15 protein-coding genes are annotated in these 15,607 nt (G+C 67.6%); 9 read left to right on the top strand and 6 right to left on the bottom strand.

Annotated elements, in window-relative coordinates:
• Window positions 1-32 precede the first annotated feature (32 nt).
• The 3 genes from AC5Y43_RS05415 to prfB are packed head-to-tail and all read right to left on the bottom strand — an operon-like array spanning window position 33 to window position 2,591.
• Window positions 33-518 (bottom strand): Rv3103c family proline-rich protein, encoded by a 486-nt coding sequence (locus AC5Y43_RS05415; RefSeq protein ID WP_499970066.1) that lies wholly within the window; start codon window positions 516-518, stop codon window positions 33-35.
• The gene (locus AC5Y43_RS05410; RefSeq protein ID WP_499970065.1) at window positions 515-1,495 is read right to left on the bottom strand and encodes a mechanosensitive ion channel family protein; all 981 of its coding nucleotides are present in this window, start codon (window positions 1,493-1,495) and stop codon (window positions 515-517) included. The genes AC5Y43_RS05415 and AC5Y43_RS05410 overlap by 4 nt, the downstream gene beginning before the upstream one ends.
• Complete coding sequence (gene prfB, locus AC5Y43_RS05405) at window positions 1,485-2,591, bottom strand: peptide chain release factor 2 (protein ID WP_499970062.1); 1,107 nt, start codon at window positions 2,589-2,591, stop codon at window positions 1,485-1,487. Before prfB ends, AC5Y43_RS05410 begins: the two co-directional genes overlap by 11 nt.
• Before the next feature lie 134 nt (window positions 2,592-2,725).
• Here prfB and AC5Y43_RS05400 point away from each other — a divergent pair, with 134 nt between their 5' ends.
• The 6 genes from AC5Y43_RS05400 (at window position 2,726) to AC5Y43_RS05375 (ending at window position 10,325) form a co-directional block, all read left to right on the top strand.
• The gene (locus AC5Y43_RS05400) at window positions 2,726-4,096 is read left to right on the top strand and encodes an FAD-dependent oxidoreductase (RefSeq protein ID WP_499970060.1); all 1,371 of its coding nucleotides are present in this window, start codon (window positions 2,726-2,728) and stop codon (window positions 4,094-4,096) included.
• A gap of 132 nt (window positions 4,097-4,228) precedes the next feature.
• Complete coding sequence (locus AC5Y43_RS05395; protein WP_499970459.1) at window positions 4,229-6,562, top strand: nitric-oxide reductase large subunit; 2,334 nt, start codon at window positions 4,229-4,231, stop codon at window positions 6,560-6,562.
• Between the two features lie 3 nt (window positions 6,563-6,565).
• Window positions 6,566-7,192: a hypothetical protein gene (locus AC5Y43_RS05390; RefSeq protein ID WP_499970058.1), complete on the top strand. Its 627-nt coding sequence runs from the start codon at window positions 6,566-6,568 to the stop codon at window positions 7,190-7,192.
• A complete protein-coding gene (locus AC5Y43_RS05385) occupies window positions 7,189-7,986 on the top strand; it encodes a slipin family protein (RefSeq protein WP_499970056.1) in 798 nt (265 codons plus the stop codon). The genes AC5Y43_RS05390 and AC5Y43_RS05385 overlap by 4 nt, the downstream gene beginning before the upstream one ends.
• Window positions 7,983-9,047, top strand: a complete 1,065-nt coding sequence (locus AC5Y43_RS05380; protein WP_499970055.1) for a tellurite resistance/C4-dicarboxylate transporter family protein — start codon at window positions 7,983-7,985, stop codon at window positions 9,045-9,047. Before AC5Y43_RS05385 ends, AC5Y43_RS05380 begins: the two co-directional genes overlap by 4 nt.
• A gap of 93 nt (window positions 9,048-9,140) precedes the next feature.
• A complete protein-coding gene (locus AC5Y43_RS05375; RefSeq protein ID WP_499970053.1) occupies window positions 9,141-10,325 on the top strand; it encodes a PPE family protein in 1,185 nt (394 codons plus the stop codon).
• On the opposite strand, the gene AC5Y43_RS05370 is transcribed toward AC5Y43_RS05375, so the two are convergent.
• Window positions 10,326-10,664 carry a hypothetical protein gene (locus AC5Y43_RS05370; RefSeq protein WP_499970052.1) on the bottom strand — a complete coding sequence of 113 codons (339 nt, stop codon included), beginning with the start codon at window positions 10,662-10,664 and terminating at the stop codon, window positions 10,326-10,328. It lies immediately after the preceding gene.
• Between the two features lie 24 nt (window positions 10,665-10,688).
• On the opposite strand from AC5Y43_RS05370, the gene hisN reads away from it, so the two are divergent.
• The 3 genes from hisN to AC5Y43_RS05355 all read left to right on the top strand — a co-directional run bounded on the left by hisN (window position 10,689) and on the right by AC5Y43_RS05355 (window position 14,201).
• Complete coding sequence (gene hisN / locus AC5Y43_RS05365) at window positions 10,689-11,468, top strand: histidinol-phosphatase (RefSeq protein WP_499970050.1); 780 nt, start codon at window positions 10,689-10,691, stop codon at window positions 11,466-11,468.
• Window positions 11,469-11,550: 82 nt separating this feature from the next.
• Window positions 11,551-12,963: an acyl-CoA dehydrogenase family protein gene (locus AC5Y43_RS05360; RefSeq protein ID WP_499970049.1), complete on the top strand. Its 1,413-nt coding sequence runs from the start codon at window positions 11,551-11,553 to the stop codon at window positions 12,961-12,963.
• Between the two features lie 32 nt (window positions 12,964-12,995).
• A complete protein-coding gene (locus AC5Y43_RS05355) occupies window positions 12,996-14,201 on the top strand; it encodes an acyl-CoA dehydrogenase family protein (protein ID WP_499970047.1) in 1,206 nt (401 codons plus the stop codon).
• Here the strand turns inward: AC5Y43_RS05355 and AC5Y43_RS05350 are convergent.
• On the bottom strand, window positions 14,194-14,721 hold the full coding sequence (locus tag AC5Y43_RS05350) for a GNAT family N-acetyltransferase (protein WP_499970045.1): 528 nt from the start codon (window positions 14,719-14,721) through the stop codon (window positions 14,194-14,196). The two genes, AC5Y43_RS05355 and AC5Y43_RS05350, sit on opposite strands and share 8 nt — an antisense overlap.
• Entirely contained in the window at window positions 14,721-15,578 is an 858-nt protein-coding gene (locus AC5Y43_RS05345; RefSeq protein WP_499970043.1) for an oxidoreductase, read from the bottom strand. The genes AC5Y43_RS05350 and AC5Y43_RS05345 overlap by 1 nt, the downstream gene beginning before the upstream one ends.
• Window positions 15,579-15,607 lie beyond the last annotated feature (29 nt).

Raw genomic sequence — 15,607 nt, 5'->3', positions numbered from 1 at the left:
AGTGTAGCGGTGAATTTCGCTGGTAAGCGAAGTCAGCTGGCCGGGGGCTGCGAAGTCGGCGCCGGACCGGGGCCGGGTTGCGGTAGCTGCGGCGGCGAAGTCGGTGCCGGTGCGGCGCTGGTACTCGGCGGACAGAAGGGCGGCGGCAACAGGCACGGGGGCTTCGGCAGCTCAAACGGTGGCGGCGTGGTCGTGGTGGTCGTGAGCGGCGGCGTGCTGCTCGGCGGGATGGTGGTGGTCGGGGTCGGGGTGAAGCTGGGTGTCGCCGGAGGCTGCTGCACCCGGCTGCGCGGCACCCAGGTGTAGTTGGGGTCGGGCACAAAGCCCGGCGGCACCACCTGCTGGGCCGGCGGCTTGGGAGCCGGTTCCGGGCGATAGGTGTCGTAGAGCCACCAGACCGCGAAAAACGCGACGATCAGCACGAAGGTCGACGTGCGCACACGCCCGCCGAACAGGTGGCTCCAGCCTCGTCGCTGCTCGTCGCTGCGCTTTTCGAAGATGTTCAGCGTGAATTTCACGACTGCCGCACCGTGCCGCCGGCCTTCTCGGCCGTCTCGGTCGCGGGCAGCGCGGCGTCGTCGACGATGCCGACCGTCGCGTCGGCCGCGGTCACGATCCCGACACGGGCCAGCGCCCGGATGACCAGCACCCGCAGCTGGCGGCCGACCTCGAACTGCTTACCGGGCAGCGTGCGGGCCACCATGCGCAGGGTGACGGTGTCGACCTGGATGCTTTCCACGCCCATCACGGTGGGGGCATCCAACAGCAACTCCCCGAGCACCGGGTTGTCCATCGCGCGTTCGCATTCCTGGTGCAAGACCTCGTTGACCCGGTTGAGGTCGGCGCTGGTCGACACCGGAATGTCCACCACCGCGCGTGCCCAGTCCTTCGAGAGGTTGACGACCTTGACGATCTGGCCATTTGGGATGGTCAGCACCTCGCCGTCCGGCGAGCGCAGCCGGGTCACCCGCAGCGTCACGTTCTCGACCGTGCCGCTGGCCTCCGTCGCGCTGACGATGGTCAAGGTCACCAAATCCCCGAAGCCGTACTGCTTCTCGACGAGGATGAAGAAGCCGGACAGCAGGTCCTTCACCAGCTGCTGAGCACCGAAACCCAGCGCCGCGCCGACCACCGTGGCCGGCGCGATCAGGCCACCCACCGAAAACCGCAGGATGTCGGCGATCTGCAGCATGACCCAGATCCCGATGATCACGATTGACACCCACGAGATCACCGACGCCACGGCCTGGCGATGCTTGGTCGCCTCCGAGCGCACCAACGCGTCGCTTTCGGCGAAACCCACGTCGAGCTGCCGGGTCACCTGGTCGGCCACCCAGTTGACGAAACGTGCCGCCAGCACCGCGGCGATCAACACCATCGCGATCCGCAGGCCCCGGGTGATGATCCATTCACCGATCTGGCCGTGCCAGAAGTCCCCCCAGCGCCGCGCCGGTGACGCCGCTGCGGCGGCCATCAGGTTCGTATTAATCGTCATCTTTTCGGTTGCGCCACCGGATCCCCGCTTCCAGGAACCCGTCGATGTCTCCGTCCAGAACGGCGGCCGGGTTGCCGACCTCGTACTCGGTTCGCAAATCCTTGACCATCTGATACGGGTGCAGCACGTACGAGCGCATCTGGTTGCCCCAGGAGCTGCCGCCCTCGCCCTTCAACGCGTCAAGCTCGGCGCGCTCTTCTGATCGCTTGCGCTCCAACAACTTTGCCTGAAGCACCCGCATCGCCGAGATCTTGTTCTGCAGTTGCGATTTTTCGTTCTGACAAGTCACGACAATACCCGTCGGGATGTGGGTCAAACGCACCGCGGAGTCGGTGGTGTTCACCGACTGCCCCCCGGGTCCGCTGGACCGGTAGACGTCCACGCGCACGTCGCCTTCGGGAATGTCGATGTGGTCGGTGGTCTCCACCACCGGCAGCACCTCGACTTCGGCGAACGACGTCTGGCGCCGGCTCTGGTTGTCGAACGGGCTGATCCGCACCAGCCGGTGGGTGCCCTGCTCGACGGACAACGTGCCGTAGGCGAAGGGGGCGTGCACCGCGAAGGTGGCGCTCTTGATGCCCGCCTCCTCGGCGTAGGAGGTGTCGAACAGCTCGACCGGATACTTGTGCTGCTCGGCCCAGCGGATGTACATCCGCATCAGCATCTCGGCCCAGTCGGCGGCGTCCACCCCGCCTGCCCCCGAACGGATGGTGACCAGCGCCTCGCGCTCGTCGTACTCACCCGACAGCAGCGTGCGCACCTCGGTGGCCTCTATATCGGCGCGCAGCGACTTGAGTTCGGCGTCGGCCTCGGCCAGCGCGTCCTCTTCGTTCTCCTCGACCGCCAGCTCGTAGAGCACCGGCAGGTCGTCGAGGCGCTGCCGCAACTCCTCGATGCGGCGCAGCTCGCCCTGGGTGTGGGATAACTCGCTGGTCACCCGCTGGGCGCGGGTCTGGTCGTCCCACAGCTTGGGATCGGAGGCCTCCTGCTCCAGCTTCTGGATGCGGGTGCGCAGACCGTCCACATCGAGCACCCGCTCCACCGTGGTCAGGGTGGAGTCAAGGGCGGCGATATCGGCTTGACGGTCGGGTTCCACAGCCGACAAGGCTACCGGCAAGTCACGGGCGTCAACGATTAGCATCAGGAGACCATCATGTGCACCGCGCGACTGCGGCCAGTTTCTCCACAGCCCCTTGCGCCGCAGCCGGGCACGAGCAGAAGGCCTCACATATGCGCCCATACCATGTCGCTATCGTCGGCTCCGGGCCGTCGGGATTCTTCGCCGCGTCGTCGTTGCTCAAGGCGGCCGACGCCTCGGAGGACGTCGACGTGGCCGTCGACATGGTCGAGATGCTGCCGACACCATGGGGGCTGGTGCGCTCCGGCGTGGCGCCCGACCACCCGAAGATCAAATCGATCAGCAAGCAGTTCGAGAAGACCGCCGAGGACCCGCGGTTTCGTTTCTTCGGCAACGTGGTGGTGGGTGAGCACGTCGAGGCCGCCGAACTCGCCGAGCGCTACGACGCCGTCATCTACGCCGTCGGGGCGCAGTCCGACCGCGCGCTGAACATCCCCGGCGAGGAGCTGCCGGGCAGCGTCGCCGCCGTCGACTTCGTGGGCTGGTACAACGCGCATCCCAACTTCGAGCAATGCACCCCGGACCTGTCGGGCACCCGGGCGGTGGTCGTCGGCAACGGCAACGTGGCGCTGGACGTCGCGCGCATCCTGGTGACCGACCCCGACGAACTGGCGCGCACCGACATCGCCGACCACGCGTTGCAGTCGCTGCGCCCGTGCGGTGTGGACGAAGTGGTGATCATCGGCCGGCGCGGGCCGCTGCAGGCGGCGTTCACGACGCTGGAGCTGCGCGAGCTGGCCGACCTCGAAGGGGTGGACGTGATCGTCGACCCGGCGCAATTCGAGAGCATCACAGACGAGGACGCGGCCGCGGCGGGCAAGACGACAAAGCAGAACATCAAGGTGCTGCGCGACTACGCCCAGCGCGCACCGCGGCCCGGGCACCGCAGAATCGTCTTCCGGTTCTTGACTTCTCCGATCGAGATCAAGGGCGACGGCAAAGTGGAAAGCATCGTGCTGGGCCGCAACGAACTGGTCAGCGACGAGAGCGGGTGGGTGGCGGCCAAGGACACCGGCGAACGCGAGGAACTGCCGGCCCAATTGGTCGTGCGATCGGTCGGCTACCGCGGTGTGCCCACCCCGGGGCTGCCGTTCGACCACAAGAGCGCGACCATCCCCAACACCGGCGGGCGGGTAGAGGGCAGCCGCAATGAATACGTCGTCGGGTGGATCAAGCGCGGGCCGACCGGTGTGATCGGCACCAATAAGAAGGACTCCCAGGACACCGTCGACACGTTGTTGGACGACCTGGCCCGCGTTAAAGAGCGGGCCGAACTCGCGGACGTCCCCGCTGACCACGCCGACAGGGTGGCCGACTGGCTGGCGTCGCGCCAACCGAAGCTGGTGACGTCCGCCCACTGGCAGGTCATCGACCGCCACGAGCGCGCGGCCGGCGAGCCGCACGGACGTCCCCGCGTCAAGCTGCCGAACCTGGCCGAACTCCTGCGCATCGGGCACGGCTGAAGCTGGGCATTCGGTCCTCAACCGGGGGCCGTTGGTCCCTATCCTTCGCACAAGTACTGTCGCGACCCCACCGGACACGGTTGGATGGCTATGACGTCGCCTCTCCACGTTTAGTAGATGGGAGTTCGCCAGATGGCCGCTGAGCCGTTGTCCACCGCGCAACAATTCGATCAGCCGTCTACTCAACCGCTGATCGGGAAGGGCTGGATCCAGGGTGTCGCCCTGGTGATGATCTTCGGGTTCCTCGTGATGGGCATCCTGGCCTACCGGACCTACACGGCGTCGATGCCGATGCCCGACAAGGTGGTAACCGAGACGGGCCAGGTGCTGTTCACCGCCGACGACATCACGAAAGGCCAGGAGCTGTACCAGGCTCGCGGGTTGATGGAGTACGGGTCGGTGCTCGGCCACGGCGCCTACCTGGGTCCGGACTACACGGCCGAATACCTGCGCAGGGCAACCGACGACGTCGCCAATCAGCTGCGGGCCCAAGGCGTGACCGACACGCACGATCGGGTGGTGACCGAGTTCCGGACCAACCGGTACAACGCCGCGGACAAGACGCTGGTCTTCACCGGTCTCCAGGCCACCGCGTTCGGGCACATCCAAGACGAGTACGCGGCCTACTTCGGTGAGAACTCCACCAAATACGGCCTGCTGCCGCACCTGATCACCGACAAGACTCAAATCCGCCAGCTGACAGCGTTCTTCGCGTGGACGGCATGGGCGGCCGCGGCCGAACGCCCCGGCCACAATTACACCTACACCAACAACTGGCCGGCCGAAAAGCGCGTCGACAACGGCCCGACCGCGGCGGTGATCGTGTGGTCGGCGCTGTCGCTGATCGCCTTGCTGGGCGGCATCGGCGTGATGTTCGGCGTCTACGGGCGGTGGAGCCAGAAGGTCGGCTGGCACAGCGCCGAAGCGACCACGCTGTCGTTCCGCCAGCCCGGCAGCGTGAGCCTGACCCCGGCGCAGCGGGCCTGCATCTGGTTCTTCGCGGTCGTGTCGGTGCTGTTTTTGGCGCAGACGCTGTTGGGCGCGGCCGCCGAGCACTACCGCGCCGATTTGGCGACGTTCTTCGGCCTGGACCTGGCCCGCGTGCTGCCCTACAACCTCGCCCGCACCTGGCATCTGCAGCTGGCGCTGTTCTGGACCGCGGCGGCATTTCTGGCCGGCGGCATCTTCCTGGTGCCGTTCATCGCGCGCCGTGAGCCCAAACGTCAGGCGCTGCTGGCCTACGTGCTGCTGGGTGCGGTCGCCGTGGTGGTGTTCGGCTCGCTGATTACCGAGGCGCTCTCGATCTACGGCGTGATCCCCGCGGGCGGACCGCTCTCCCAGCAGTGGGAATATCTCGACCTGCCGCGGTTGTGGCAAATCCTGCTGATCATCGGGATGTTCGTGTGGATCGCGATCATCTGGCGGGGCATGCGAGCCCGGCTCAAGGGCGAGTCGAAGATGAACATGCCCTGGCTGTTCTTCTTCTCCGGCTTGGCCATTCCCGTGTTCTACGCCGTCGGGTTGCTGGCCGGCAGCGGCACGCATTACACCGTCGCGGACTTCTGGCGGTTCTGGGTGGTGCACCTGTGGGTGGAGGACTTCCTCGAGCTGTTCACGACCGTGATGGTGGCGTACATGTTCGTGTTGCTCGGCGTGGTGCGGGAACGCATCGCGCTCGGCGTGATCTTCCTCGACGTCATCCTGTATTCCGCCGGCGGCGTCATCGGCACCATGCACCACCTGTACTTCTCCGGCACCCCGGTGGAGCACATGGCGCTGGGCGCGTTCTTCTCGGCCGCAGAGGTCATCCCGCTGACCTTCCTGACCGTCGAGGCGTGGGCGTTCCTGCAGCTGGGTGCGCGCCAGCAGTCCGGTGACGCCAACCCGTTCCCCCACCGCTGGGCGGTGATGTTCCTTGTCGCCGTGGGCTTTTGGAACTTCCTGGGCGCGGGCATCTTCGGATTCCTGATCAACCTGCCGGTGGTGTCCTACTACCAGATCGGCACGGCGCTTACGGCCAACCACGGGCACGCGGCGATGATGGGCGTGTACGGCATGCTCGCCGTCGGCCTGGCCATGTTCGCGTTCCGCTACGTGATCCCGGCCGACAAGTGGCCGGAGAAGCTGGCGCGAATCTCGTTCTGGTGCATGAACATCGGCCTGGCGTGGATGGTGTTCGTCACCTTGCTACCGCTTGGTGTGCTGCAGCTGTACCACTCGGTCAACGACGGCTACTTCGAGGCACGGTCGCTGGGCTACATCACCAAACCCGGCAATGCAGTGATCGAGTGGCTGCGGATGCCCGGTGACATCATCCTGATCGTCGGCGGTGTGCTGCCCTTCGTCTGGATCGCCTTGACCGCGCTGCGCAACTTCCGTTCGGGAACGACGGTCGACGAACTGCCCGAACATCCGCTCTACACCGAGGCCGGGGCCGACGACGCCCGGGTTCCGGCGAAGGACTGACCGGTGGCGCCGCCGGCCGCGACGGTGTGGCTGATCGCCGGATATTCGTTGGCATTGCTGGCGATCGGGTGGAGCTTCGACGGCATGGCACGGCGCGCCTCGGCGCGCGCGGCGCAATGGCGCATCGGCCAGTTCACCTACCGGCCCGACCACGACGCCTGGGTTTGTCCCCAGGACCACTGGCTGTGGCCCAGCTCGTTCGATCCGCGGCACCGGGTGACGCGCTATCGGGCACTGCCGGTCGTGTGCAACAGTTGCCCGGTGAAATCCAGTTGCACGACATCGGATCACGGCCGCGAGATCAGCCGCGAAATCGATCCGTGGCCGCACTCGGACGCCGGGCGATTCCACCGGGGAATCGCCTGCAGCGTGGCCGCATTCGGGGTGGTGCTGCCGCTGGCCACGCTGATCGCCAGCCATTCAGCCAGTGAGACGCTGATCCTTGTGGGCACCGTGGTGTTGGTCGTGCTGCTGGGCCTGCCGCTGGCCCAGCACCTGTGGAACACTCCGTCCAACGCGCCGGACTACCTGCCGCACCGCACCGCGCAGGAGGACGCCGTCGCCGTCGCGATCGACCGCTACTCCACCCGCTGGGGGGGCTGGGACGGCAAGGGGGACACGCCGTCGTGACCGCATGGGTGATCGCCGTCATCGCGGTGGGAATCGCGATCCTGGCCGTGCTCGCCGTGCTGTCGCTGGCGGTGCTGCGCGAGTACGAGCGCGGCGTCGTGTTCCGGATGGGCCACGTGCGACCGCTCTACAATCCCGGGCTGCGGTTTCTGATTCCGCTGGCCGACAAGATGATTCGCGTCGATCAGCGGCTGGTGACGTTGACCATCCCGCCCCAGGAGGTGATCACGCGGGACAACGTGCCGGCGCGAGTCAACGCCGTCGTGATGTTCCAGGTCACCGACCCGCTGAAAGCGATTCTGGCGGTGGAGAACTACGCGGTGGCCACGTCGCAGATCGCCCAGACGACGCTGCGTTCGCTGTTGGGTCGCGCCGACCTGGACACCCTGCTGGCACACCGCGAAGACCTCAACAGTGACCTGCGCACGATCATCGAGAAGATGACCGAACCGTGGGGCATCCAGGTTCGGGTGGTGGAGATCAAGGACGTCGAAATCCCCGAGTCGATGCAACGGGCGATGGCCCGTGAAGCCGAGGCCGAACGCGAGCGCCGCGCGAAGGTGATCAACGCCCGCGGGGAACTGCAGGCCTCAGAGGAACTGCGGGAAGCCGCCGAAACACTGTCCAAGAGCCCGGCTTCGCTGCAGTTGCGCTATTTGCAGACGCTGCTCGAGCTGGGCGCGGATCAAAATTCCACGGTGGTTTTCCCGCTGCCCGTCGACATCATTACGCCGTTTCTGCGCCACCCCGAAATCCTGCAGGACATCGCTGACAACTTCACCAACCGTGGATGACGGACCGCGGCGGCATCCGCGAAGCGGTGCGGGCGCTCAACCCGGGCTACTTCGCGCTGGTGATGGCCACGGGCATCGTGTCGGTCGCGATGTATCACCACCACGCCTATGCGCTGTCCGTCGTTCTACTCTGGCTGGCCGGCGCCGAGTTGGTCGTGCTGATGGCGCTCAGCGCGGCCCGAATTGTCTTCTTCCGCACTGACTTCGCGAAGGACCTGGCCGATCCGGGACGCGCGTTCGCCATGTTCACGTTCGTCGCCGCCGTCGACGTGGTCGGCACCCGCCTCGCCCTCGACTCGCACCACGCGGCCGCGCTCACCCTGCTGGCGGTCGGCTGGATCTTCTGGCTCGCGCTCGGCTACGTGGTGCCCTGGACGGCGGTTCTGCACAGCGCCCGCGCGCCCGCACTGCAACGCGCCAACGGCACCTGGTTCACCTGGGTGGTCGCCAGCCAGTCGATCGCCGTGCTGGCCGCGGTGCTGCAGCCGGCCATCGGATCCGGACGGCGGGAGCTGGCCCTGCTCGCGGTGTTCTCCTGGTCGGTCGGGGTGTTCCTGTACGGGGCCGCAGGCGTTTTCGTCACCGCCCGCCTGTTCGTCTATCCGCTGGAACCGGAGGATCTGACTCCGCCGTACTGGGTCGCCATGGGCGCCACGGCGATCACCGTGCTGGCCGGCGCCCGCATCGTGGAGATGGCCAACGCGCCGATGGTCGCGGCCACCCGGGGGCTGATCGCCGGAATGTCGGTGGTGTTCTGGGCATTCGGGAGCTGGCTGATCCCACCGCTGATCGCCGCCGGTGTCTGGCGCCACGTCGCGCACCGCATCCCGTTGCGCTACGAAGCCTCGCTGTGGAGCATGGTGTTCCCGCTGGGGATGTACGGGGTCGGCGGCCACTACCTCGGGCAGGCCGACGAGCTGCCCATCGTGCAGACCATCGGCGACGTGCAGAGCTGGATTGCATTGGCGGCATGGGGGGTCACGTTCTGCGCGATGCTGCATCACCTGGTAGTGAATCTGGCGATTTTCAGTTGCCCTGACACACTTGACAATTCGTCGTAAATTGCGGACGCGAACGGCCACCGGCGCCTACATTTTTATGACCGCCGCCAATGGGGGTGGTTGACGCAGACATACCCACAGGGAGATTTGACAATGGATTACGTCTTTTTTCCGCCGGAGATCAATTCCGCGAGAATTTACAGCGGCCCGGGGTCGGGGCCGCTATTGGCAGCCGCGGGAAGCTGGGATTCGGTGTCCGCCGAACTGGGCACCACGGCCGAGACCTATGGCTCCGTGCTCGCGTCGCTGACCGGGTTGCACTGGCACGGCCCGGCATCGGCGTCGATGACGGCCGCGGCCACACCCTACGTCGAGTGGCTGTCCGCGACCGCGCGGCAGGCCAAGCAGACGGCCATGCAGGCCAGGGCGGCCGCGGCGGCATTCGATCAGGCGTTTGCGATGTCTGTGCCCCCGCCCGTGATCGCGGCCAACCGCGTTCAGCTGAAGGCGCTGATTGCGACGAACTTCTTCGGCCAGAACACCTCGGCGATCGCGGCCACCGAGGCTCACTACGCGGAAATGTGGGCCCAAGACGCCACCGCGATGAACACCTACGCCACCGGCTCGGCGGCGGCCACCCGGTTGGCGTCGTTCGTCTCCCCGCAGCAGACGACCAACCCGGACGGCGTGGACGCGCAGAACGCCGCCGCCACCCAGGCGGCCAGCGATCCGCTGTCCGACCTGTACCAGACGCTGTCGGAATGGAGCGGACAGATTTCCAACGGTCTACAGAACTTGCTGAACCTCAGCCCGATTCCGATTACCCCCAACGGCTGGAGTCCTCTTAGCCTGCTGGATTCCATACAGCTGGTGAACACCGCGATGCAGGGGACCGGAACCATGGCGGGCATCCCGGCGTCGCTCAGCGGCAACACCGCCAACCTCTTCGGCATCCAAGCCAACATGGCCTACCTGTCCGGCCTGGCGTCACCCGCCCCCGCGCTCGGGCCCATCGGGCTCGGCCAATTGCAAAGCGCCACGGCCACAACGGGGCTCGGAGGGTTCGGCGGCCTGCCCCACGCGGTCACGGTGAGCATGGGCAAGGGGAACGTGATCGGGCCGATGTCGGTTCCGGCGAGCTGGACGGCACCGTCCACCGGACGGCTGGCGCCGCTGCAGCCCGCCGGCCTCACCACGTTCGGCGCCGACGAGGCCGCCGGGTCCGGCTACCCCGGCGTGCCCGGGATGCCCGCCGGCACGGTGGGGCGCGGCTCGGGCGTCCTGCCTCGCTACGGGACCCGGCTCACCGTGATGACGCGGCCCCCGGCGGGCGGCTGACTAGGTGGCCGGCGGTTCGGGCGGCGGCTCGGGCGCAAACCTCCAGTTGTCCGGATTCTTGGGCGAATACACCACCGGGAGCAGTTGGCCCATCGTCGGCCAGTCCGCGACGTCGACCTGCATGCGCTGATACACGGCGTACTCGCTGACCGTCGGGCCGGTGATGACACCGGCGATGGTGACGTAGTGCTGACCGGCGGCGTCCGGTCGCGGGCTGACGCCGGTTACCAGCAGCGTGCCACTGGCCAACTCACCGCGCGGGCCGCGCGGGGCGAACCGCTGGGCCAAGAACACCGCCAGGACCGCGACGAGCAGGATCAGCAGACCGAATTCCCACACCCTGGCCATGGTAGGACTTGCGTCATGAGTCGCACGGATCTGGCGCTGGCCCTGCAACTGGCCGACCGCGCGGACGCGCTGACCTCCGCGCGGTTCGGCGCCCTCGACCTGCGCATCGACACCAAACCCGATCTGACGCCGGTGACCGACGCCGACCGCGCGGTCGAAACCGAACTGCGCGAAGCCCTGGGGCGCGAACGGCCGGAGGACGGCGTCGTCGGCGAGGAGTTCGGCGGCACCGCGACCTTCCGTGGGCGCCAATGGATCATCGATCCGATCGACGGCACCAAGAATTTCGTGCGCGGGGTGCCGGTGTGGGCCACGTTGATCGCGCTGCTCTCCGACGGCGTCCCGTCGGTCGGCGTGGTGAGCGCGCCGGCGCTGCGGCGCCGCTGGTGGGCGGCGCACCGCCGGGGCGCTTTCGCCGCGTTCGACGGCGGCGCACCGCGCAGGCTGTCGGTTTCGTCTGTGGCGCAGCTGGATTCGGCCAGCCTGTCGTTTTCCAGCCTGTCGGGATGGGCGCAACGCGGCCTGCGCGATCGCTTCGTCGGGCTGACGGACTCGGTCTGGCGGGTCCGGGCCTACGGCGACTTCCTGTCGTATTGCCTGGTCGCCGAGGGCGCGGTCGACATTGCCGCCGAACCAGAGGTGTCGCTGTGGGATCTGGCGCCCCTCGACATCCTCGTGCGCGAGGCCGGCGGGACGTTCACCGCACTGGACGGGACGGCCGGCCCACACGGCGGCGACGCCGTGGCGACCAACGGCCTACTGCATGAGCAGGCGCTCCGGGCTCTGGTTCTGTGAATTAGTTAACAACTGTTTCCACCTATCTTACTCCGGAGTAAGATAGGTTTATCCGCGTCGCCCAACCACCGAGGCAGCTGACATGACCGACACCGGTTCACCACAGACTTCGCCCCCCCGCTCGCGCGCCAAACGGCGCGGCCGTAAGACCGGCGTCGGGCTGCAGCCGCACAAGCGGACGGGGATCGACATCGTCCTGGCGCTGCTGACTCCGCTGGTCGGGCAGGAGTTTCTCGACAAATACCATCTGCGCGACCCGCTCAACCGGGGCCTGCGCTACGGCACGAAGACGATCTTCTCGACCGCCGGCGCCACCTCCCGCCAGTTCAAGCGGGTCCAGAGCCTGCGCGGTGGACCGACGCGGCTCAAGTCCAGCGGCAAGGACTACTTCGACCTGACGCCCGACGACGAACAGAAGATGATCGTCGAGACCCTCGACGAGTTCGCCGCGGAGGTGCTGCGGCCCGCGGCACACGACGCCGACGAGGCCGCGACCTATCCGCCGGACCTGATCGCCAAGGCCGCCGAGTTGGGCATCACCGCCATCAACATCCCCGAGGATTTCGACGGCATCGCCGCCCACCGCTCCAGCGTGACCAACGTGCTGGCGGCCGAGGCGCTCGCCTACGGCGACATGGGCCTGGCGTTGCCGATCCTGGCCCCCGGCGGCGTGGCGGCCGCGCTGACGCACTGGGGCAGCGCCGACCAACAGGCCACCTACCTCCACGAGTTCGCCGGCGAGAAGGTACCGCAGGCCTGCGTGGCCATCGCCGAACCCCGTCCGCTGTTCGACCCCACCCGGCTGAAGACCACCGCGGTGCGCACGCCGAGCGGCTATCGGCTCGACGGCGTGAAATCGCTGGTGCCGGCCGCTGCGGATGCCGAGTTGTTCATCGTCGCCGCGCAGCTGGACGGCAAGCCGGCGCTGTTCATCGTCGAGTCGTCCACCAAAGGCCTTACCGTCAAGGCGGATCCGAGCATGGGGATCCGTGCGGCGGCCCTGGGCCAGGTCGAGCTGACCGGGGTGTCGGTGCCGCTGAGCGCGCGGCTCGGTGAACCGGATGCGTCCGACGCGGAATACGACGAGGCCTACTCCGAGGCGCTCGCGCTGTCCCGGCTCGGTTGGGCGGCGCTGGCGGTCGGCACCTCGCACGCGGTGCTCGACTACGTCGTCCCCTACGTCAAGGAACGCGAGGCGTTCGGCGAGCCGATCGCGCACCGGCAGGCCGTGGCGTTCATGTGCGCCAACATCGCCATCGAACTCGACGGGCTGCGGCTGATCACCTGGCGCGGCGCCGCCCGCGCCGAACAGGGCCTTCCGTTCGCGCGTGAGGCGGCGCTGGCCAAAAGGCTGGGCACCGACAAGGGCATGCGGATCGGCCTGGACGGTGTGCAACTGCTCGGCGGCCACGGCTACACCAAGGAACACCCGGTCGAACGGTGGTACCGCGACCTGCGGGCCATCGGCGTCGCCGAGGGCGTCGTCGTTATCTAGGTCGTCATCTACCACGAGCTGAAAGACCAACCATGGCAATCAATCTGGAACTGCCCCGCAAGCTGCAAGGCGTGATCGTCAAGACCCACCAGGGCGCCGCCGAGATGATGCGGCCGATCGCGCGCAAGTACGACCTCAAGGAACACGCCTACCCGGTCGAACTCGACACCCTGATCAACCTGTTCGAGGGGGCGTCCGAATCGGTCGCCTTCGCCGGGGCCGACGCGCTGCGCGACGAGGACGAGGACCGGGACCGAAACCACAACGGCGCCAACATGGCCGCGCTGCTGCAGACGCTGGAGGCCTGCTGGGGCGACGTCGCGATGATGCTGTCGGTCCCCTATCAGGGCCTGGGCAACGCGGCCATCTCCGCGGTCGCCACCGACGAGCAACTGGAGCGCCTGGGCAAAGTGTGGGCGGCGATGGCCATCACCGAGCCCGGCTTCGGGTCCGACTCGGCCGCGGTGTCCACCACCGCGAAGCTGGACGGCGACGAGTACGTCATCAACGGCGAGAAGATCTTCGTCACCGCCGGATCGCGCGCCACCCACATCGTGGTGTGGGCCACGCTGGACAAGTCGCAGGGCCGCGCGGCGATCAAGTCGTTCATCGTCCCGCGCGACCATCCCGGCGTCACCGTCGAACGGCTCGAGCACAAGCTCGGCATCAAGGGCTCCGACACCGCGGCGATCCGGTTCGACAACGTCCGCATTCCCAAGGACAACCTGCTGGGCAACCCGGAGATCGAGGTCGGCAAGGGCTTTGCCGGGGTGATGGAGACCTTCGACAACACCCGGCCGATCGTCGCCGCCATGGCCATCGGGGTCGGCCGCGCCGCGCTCGAGGAGATCCGCAAGATCCTCACCGAGGCCGGGGTCGAGATCTCCTACGACAAGCCCTCCCACGCGCAGAGCGCCGCCGCGTCCGAATTCCTGCGGATGGAGGCCGACTGGGAGGCCAGCTACCTGCTGTCGCTGCGCGCGGCGTGGCAGGCCGACAACAAGATCCCCAACTCCAAAGAGGCGTCGATGAGCAAGGCCAAGGCCGGGCGCATGGCCAGCGACGTCACCCTCAAGTCCGTCGAATTGGCCGGCACCACAGGGTATTCCGAACAGTCGCTGCTGGAGAAGTGGGCGCGCGACTCGAAGATCCTGGACATCTTCGAGGGCACCCAGCAGATTCAGCAGCTGGTGGTCGCCCGGCGCCTGCTGGGTCTGTCGTCGTCAGAGCTCAAGTAGCGATCGGGCGCGGAGGGTCCGCGTCGTCGGGACCCCGCAGATCGAGCTGCCACCACACGACGTCATGCCAGGCGCCGTGCTTCCACCCCACCCGCCGGTAGTGGCCGGCCGGACGGAAACCGAATGACCGGTGCAGCGCGTCGCTGGCGTCGTTGGGTTGAGCGATGCCGGCGAACGCCCGGCGAAAGCCCCGCTCGGCGAGACGGCGCAGCAGCTCCGCGTAGAGCACCCGGCCGCCGCCCCGGCCCAGCCGTGACCGAGCGAGGTAGACGCTCGTCTCGACCGACCATTCGTATGCGGCACGCGAATTGAACTGGCCCGCATAGGCGTAACCCACGACGTCGCCGTCGACCTCGAGCACCAGCCATTCATGCCTGGCCAGCGCGGCGGCGATGCGGTCCGCCATCTCCTCGACCGTCGGCACGTCCACCTCGAAACTGATCACGGCGTCCAGCACGTACGGACGGTAGATGTCGACGCACGCTGCGGCGTCGGCGGCGGTGGCGGGCCGGACGCGCATCAGGCGGCGACGGCGTTCAGCCGCTCGCGGGTGTCGTCGTCCAGCTCGATCGAGGCGACAGCCATGTTCTCCTCCAGGTGCCCCACCGACGAGGTGCCGGGAATCAGCAGGACGTTGGGCGCCACGCCCAGCGTCCACGCCAACGCGACCTGCGCCGGGGTGTGGCCGAGCCGCTCGGCGGCCTCGACCACCACCCGGTGACTCAGCACCGGGTTCGGCTGCATGAAGGCCGCCCCGAGCGGAAAAAACGGGACGAACGCGATCCCCTGCCTGGTGCATTCGTCGAGCACCGGGGCCGAGTCCCGGTGAACGAGATTGAAAGCGTTTTGCACACAGGCGATCTCGGTGCGCCCCAAGGCGTGCAGTAGGTGCTCACGGTTGATGTTGCTGAGCCCGATTCCGCCGATCAATCCCGCGTCGCGGGCCTCGATCAGGACCGAAAGCTGGTCGTCGAACAGTTGGTCGGGCCCGTCGCTCTCGAAGATCCGCAGGTTGACCACGGCCAACCGATCGACACCGAGGGCGCGCACATTGGTTTCGATGTCACGGCGCAGATCGGCGGGCTCGCTGGCAGGCAGCCAGGCGCCGGTGTCGTCGCGGCACCCGCCGACCTTGCTCACCAGCGCCAGGTGCTCCGGGTACGGGTGCAGCGCTTCGCGGATGAGCTCGTTGGCGACGTCGGGTCCGTAGAACTGGGCGGTGTCGATGTGGTTGACGCCCAGCTCGACCGCCCGCCGCAGCACGGCGAGCGCCTCGTCGCGGTCCCGCGGCGGCCCGAACGCGTTGGGTCCGGGCAGCTGCATGGCGCCGAAGCCGACGCGGGCGACGGAAGAACCACCGAGCGGAAAGGAATCCATGCGGTGAGGTTAGTAGGCTGGTCGGGCAT

The sequence above is a fragment of the Mycobacterium sp. NGS57 genome (assembly GCF_059812405.1).
Note: the sequence above shows the minus strand (reverse complement) of the source record. Positions and strands in the feature narration are given on the sequence as shown.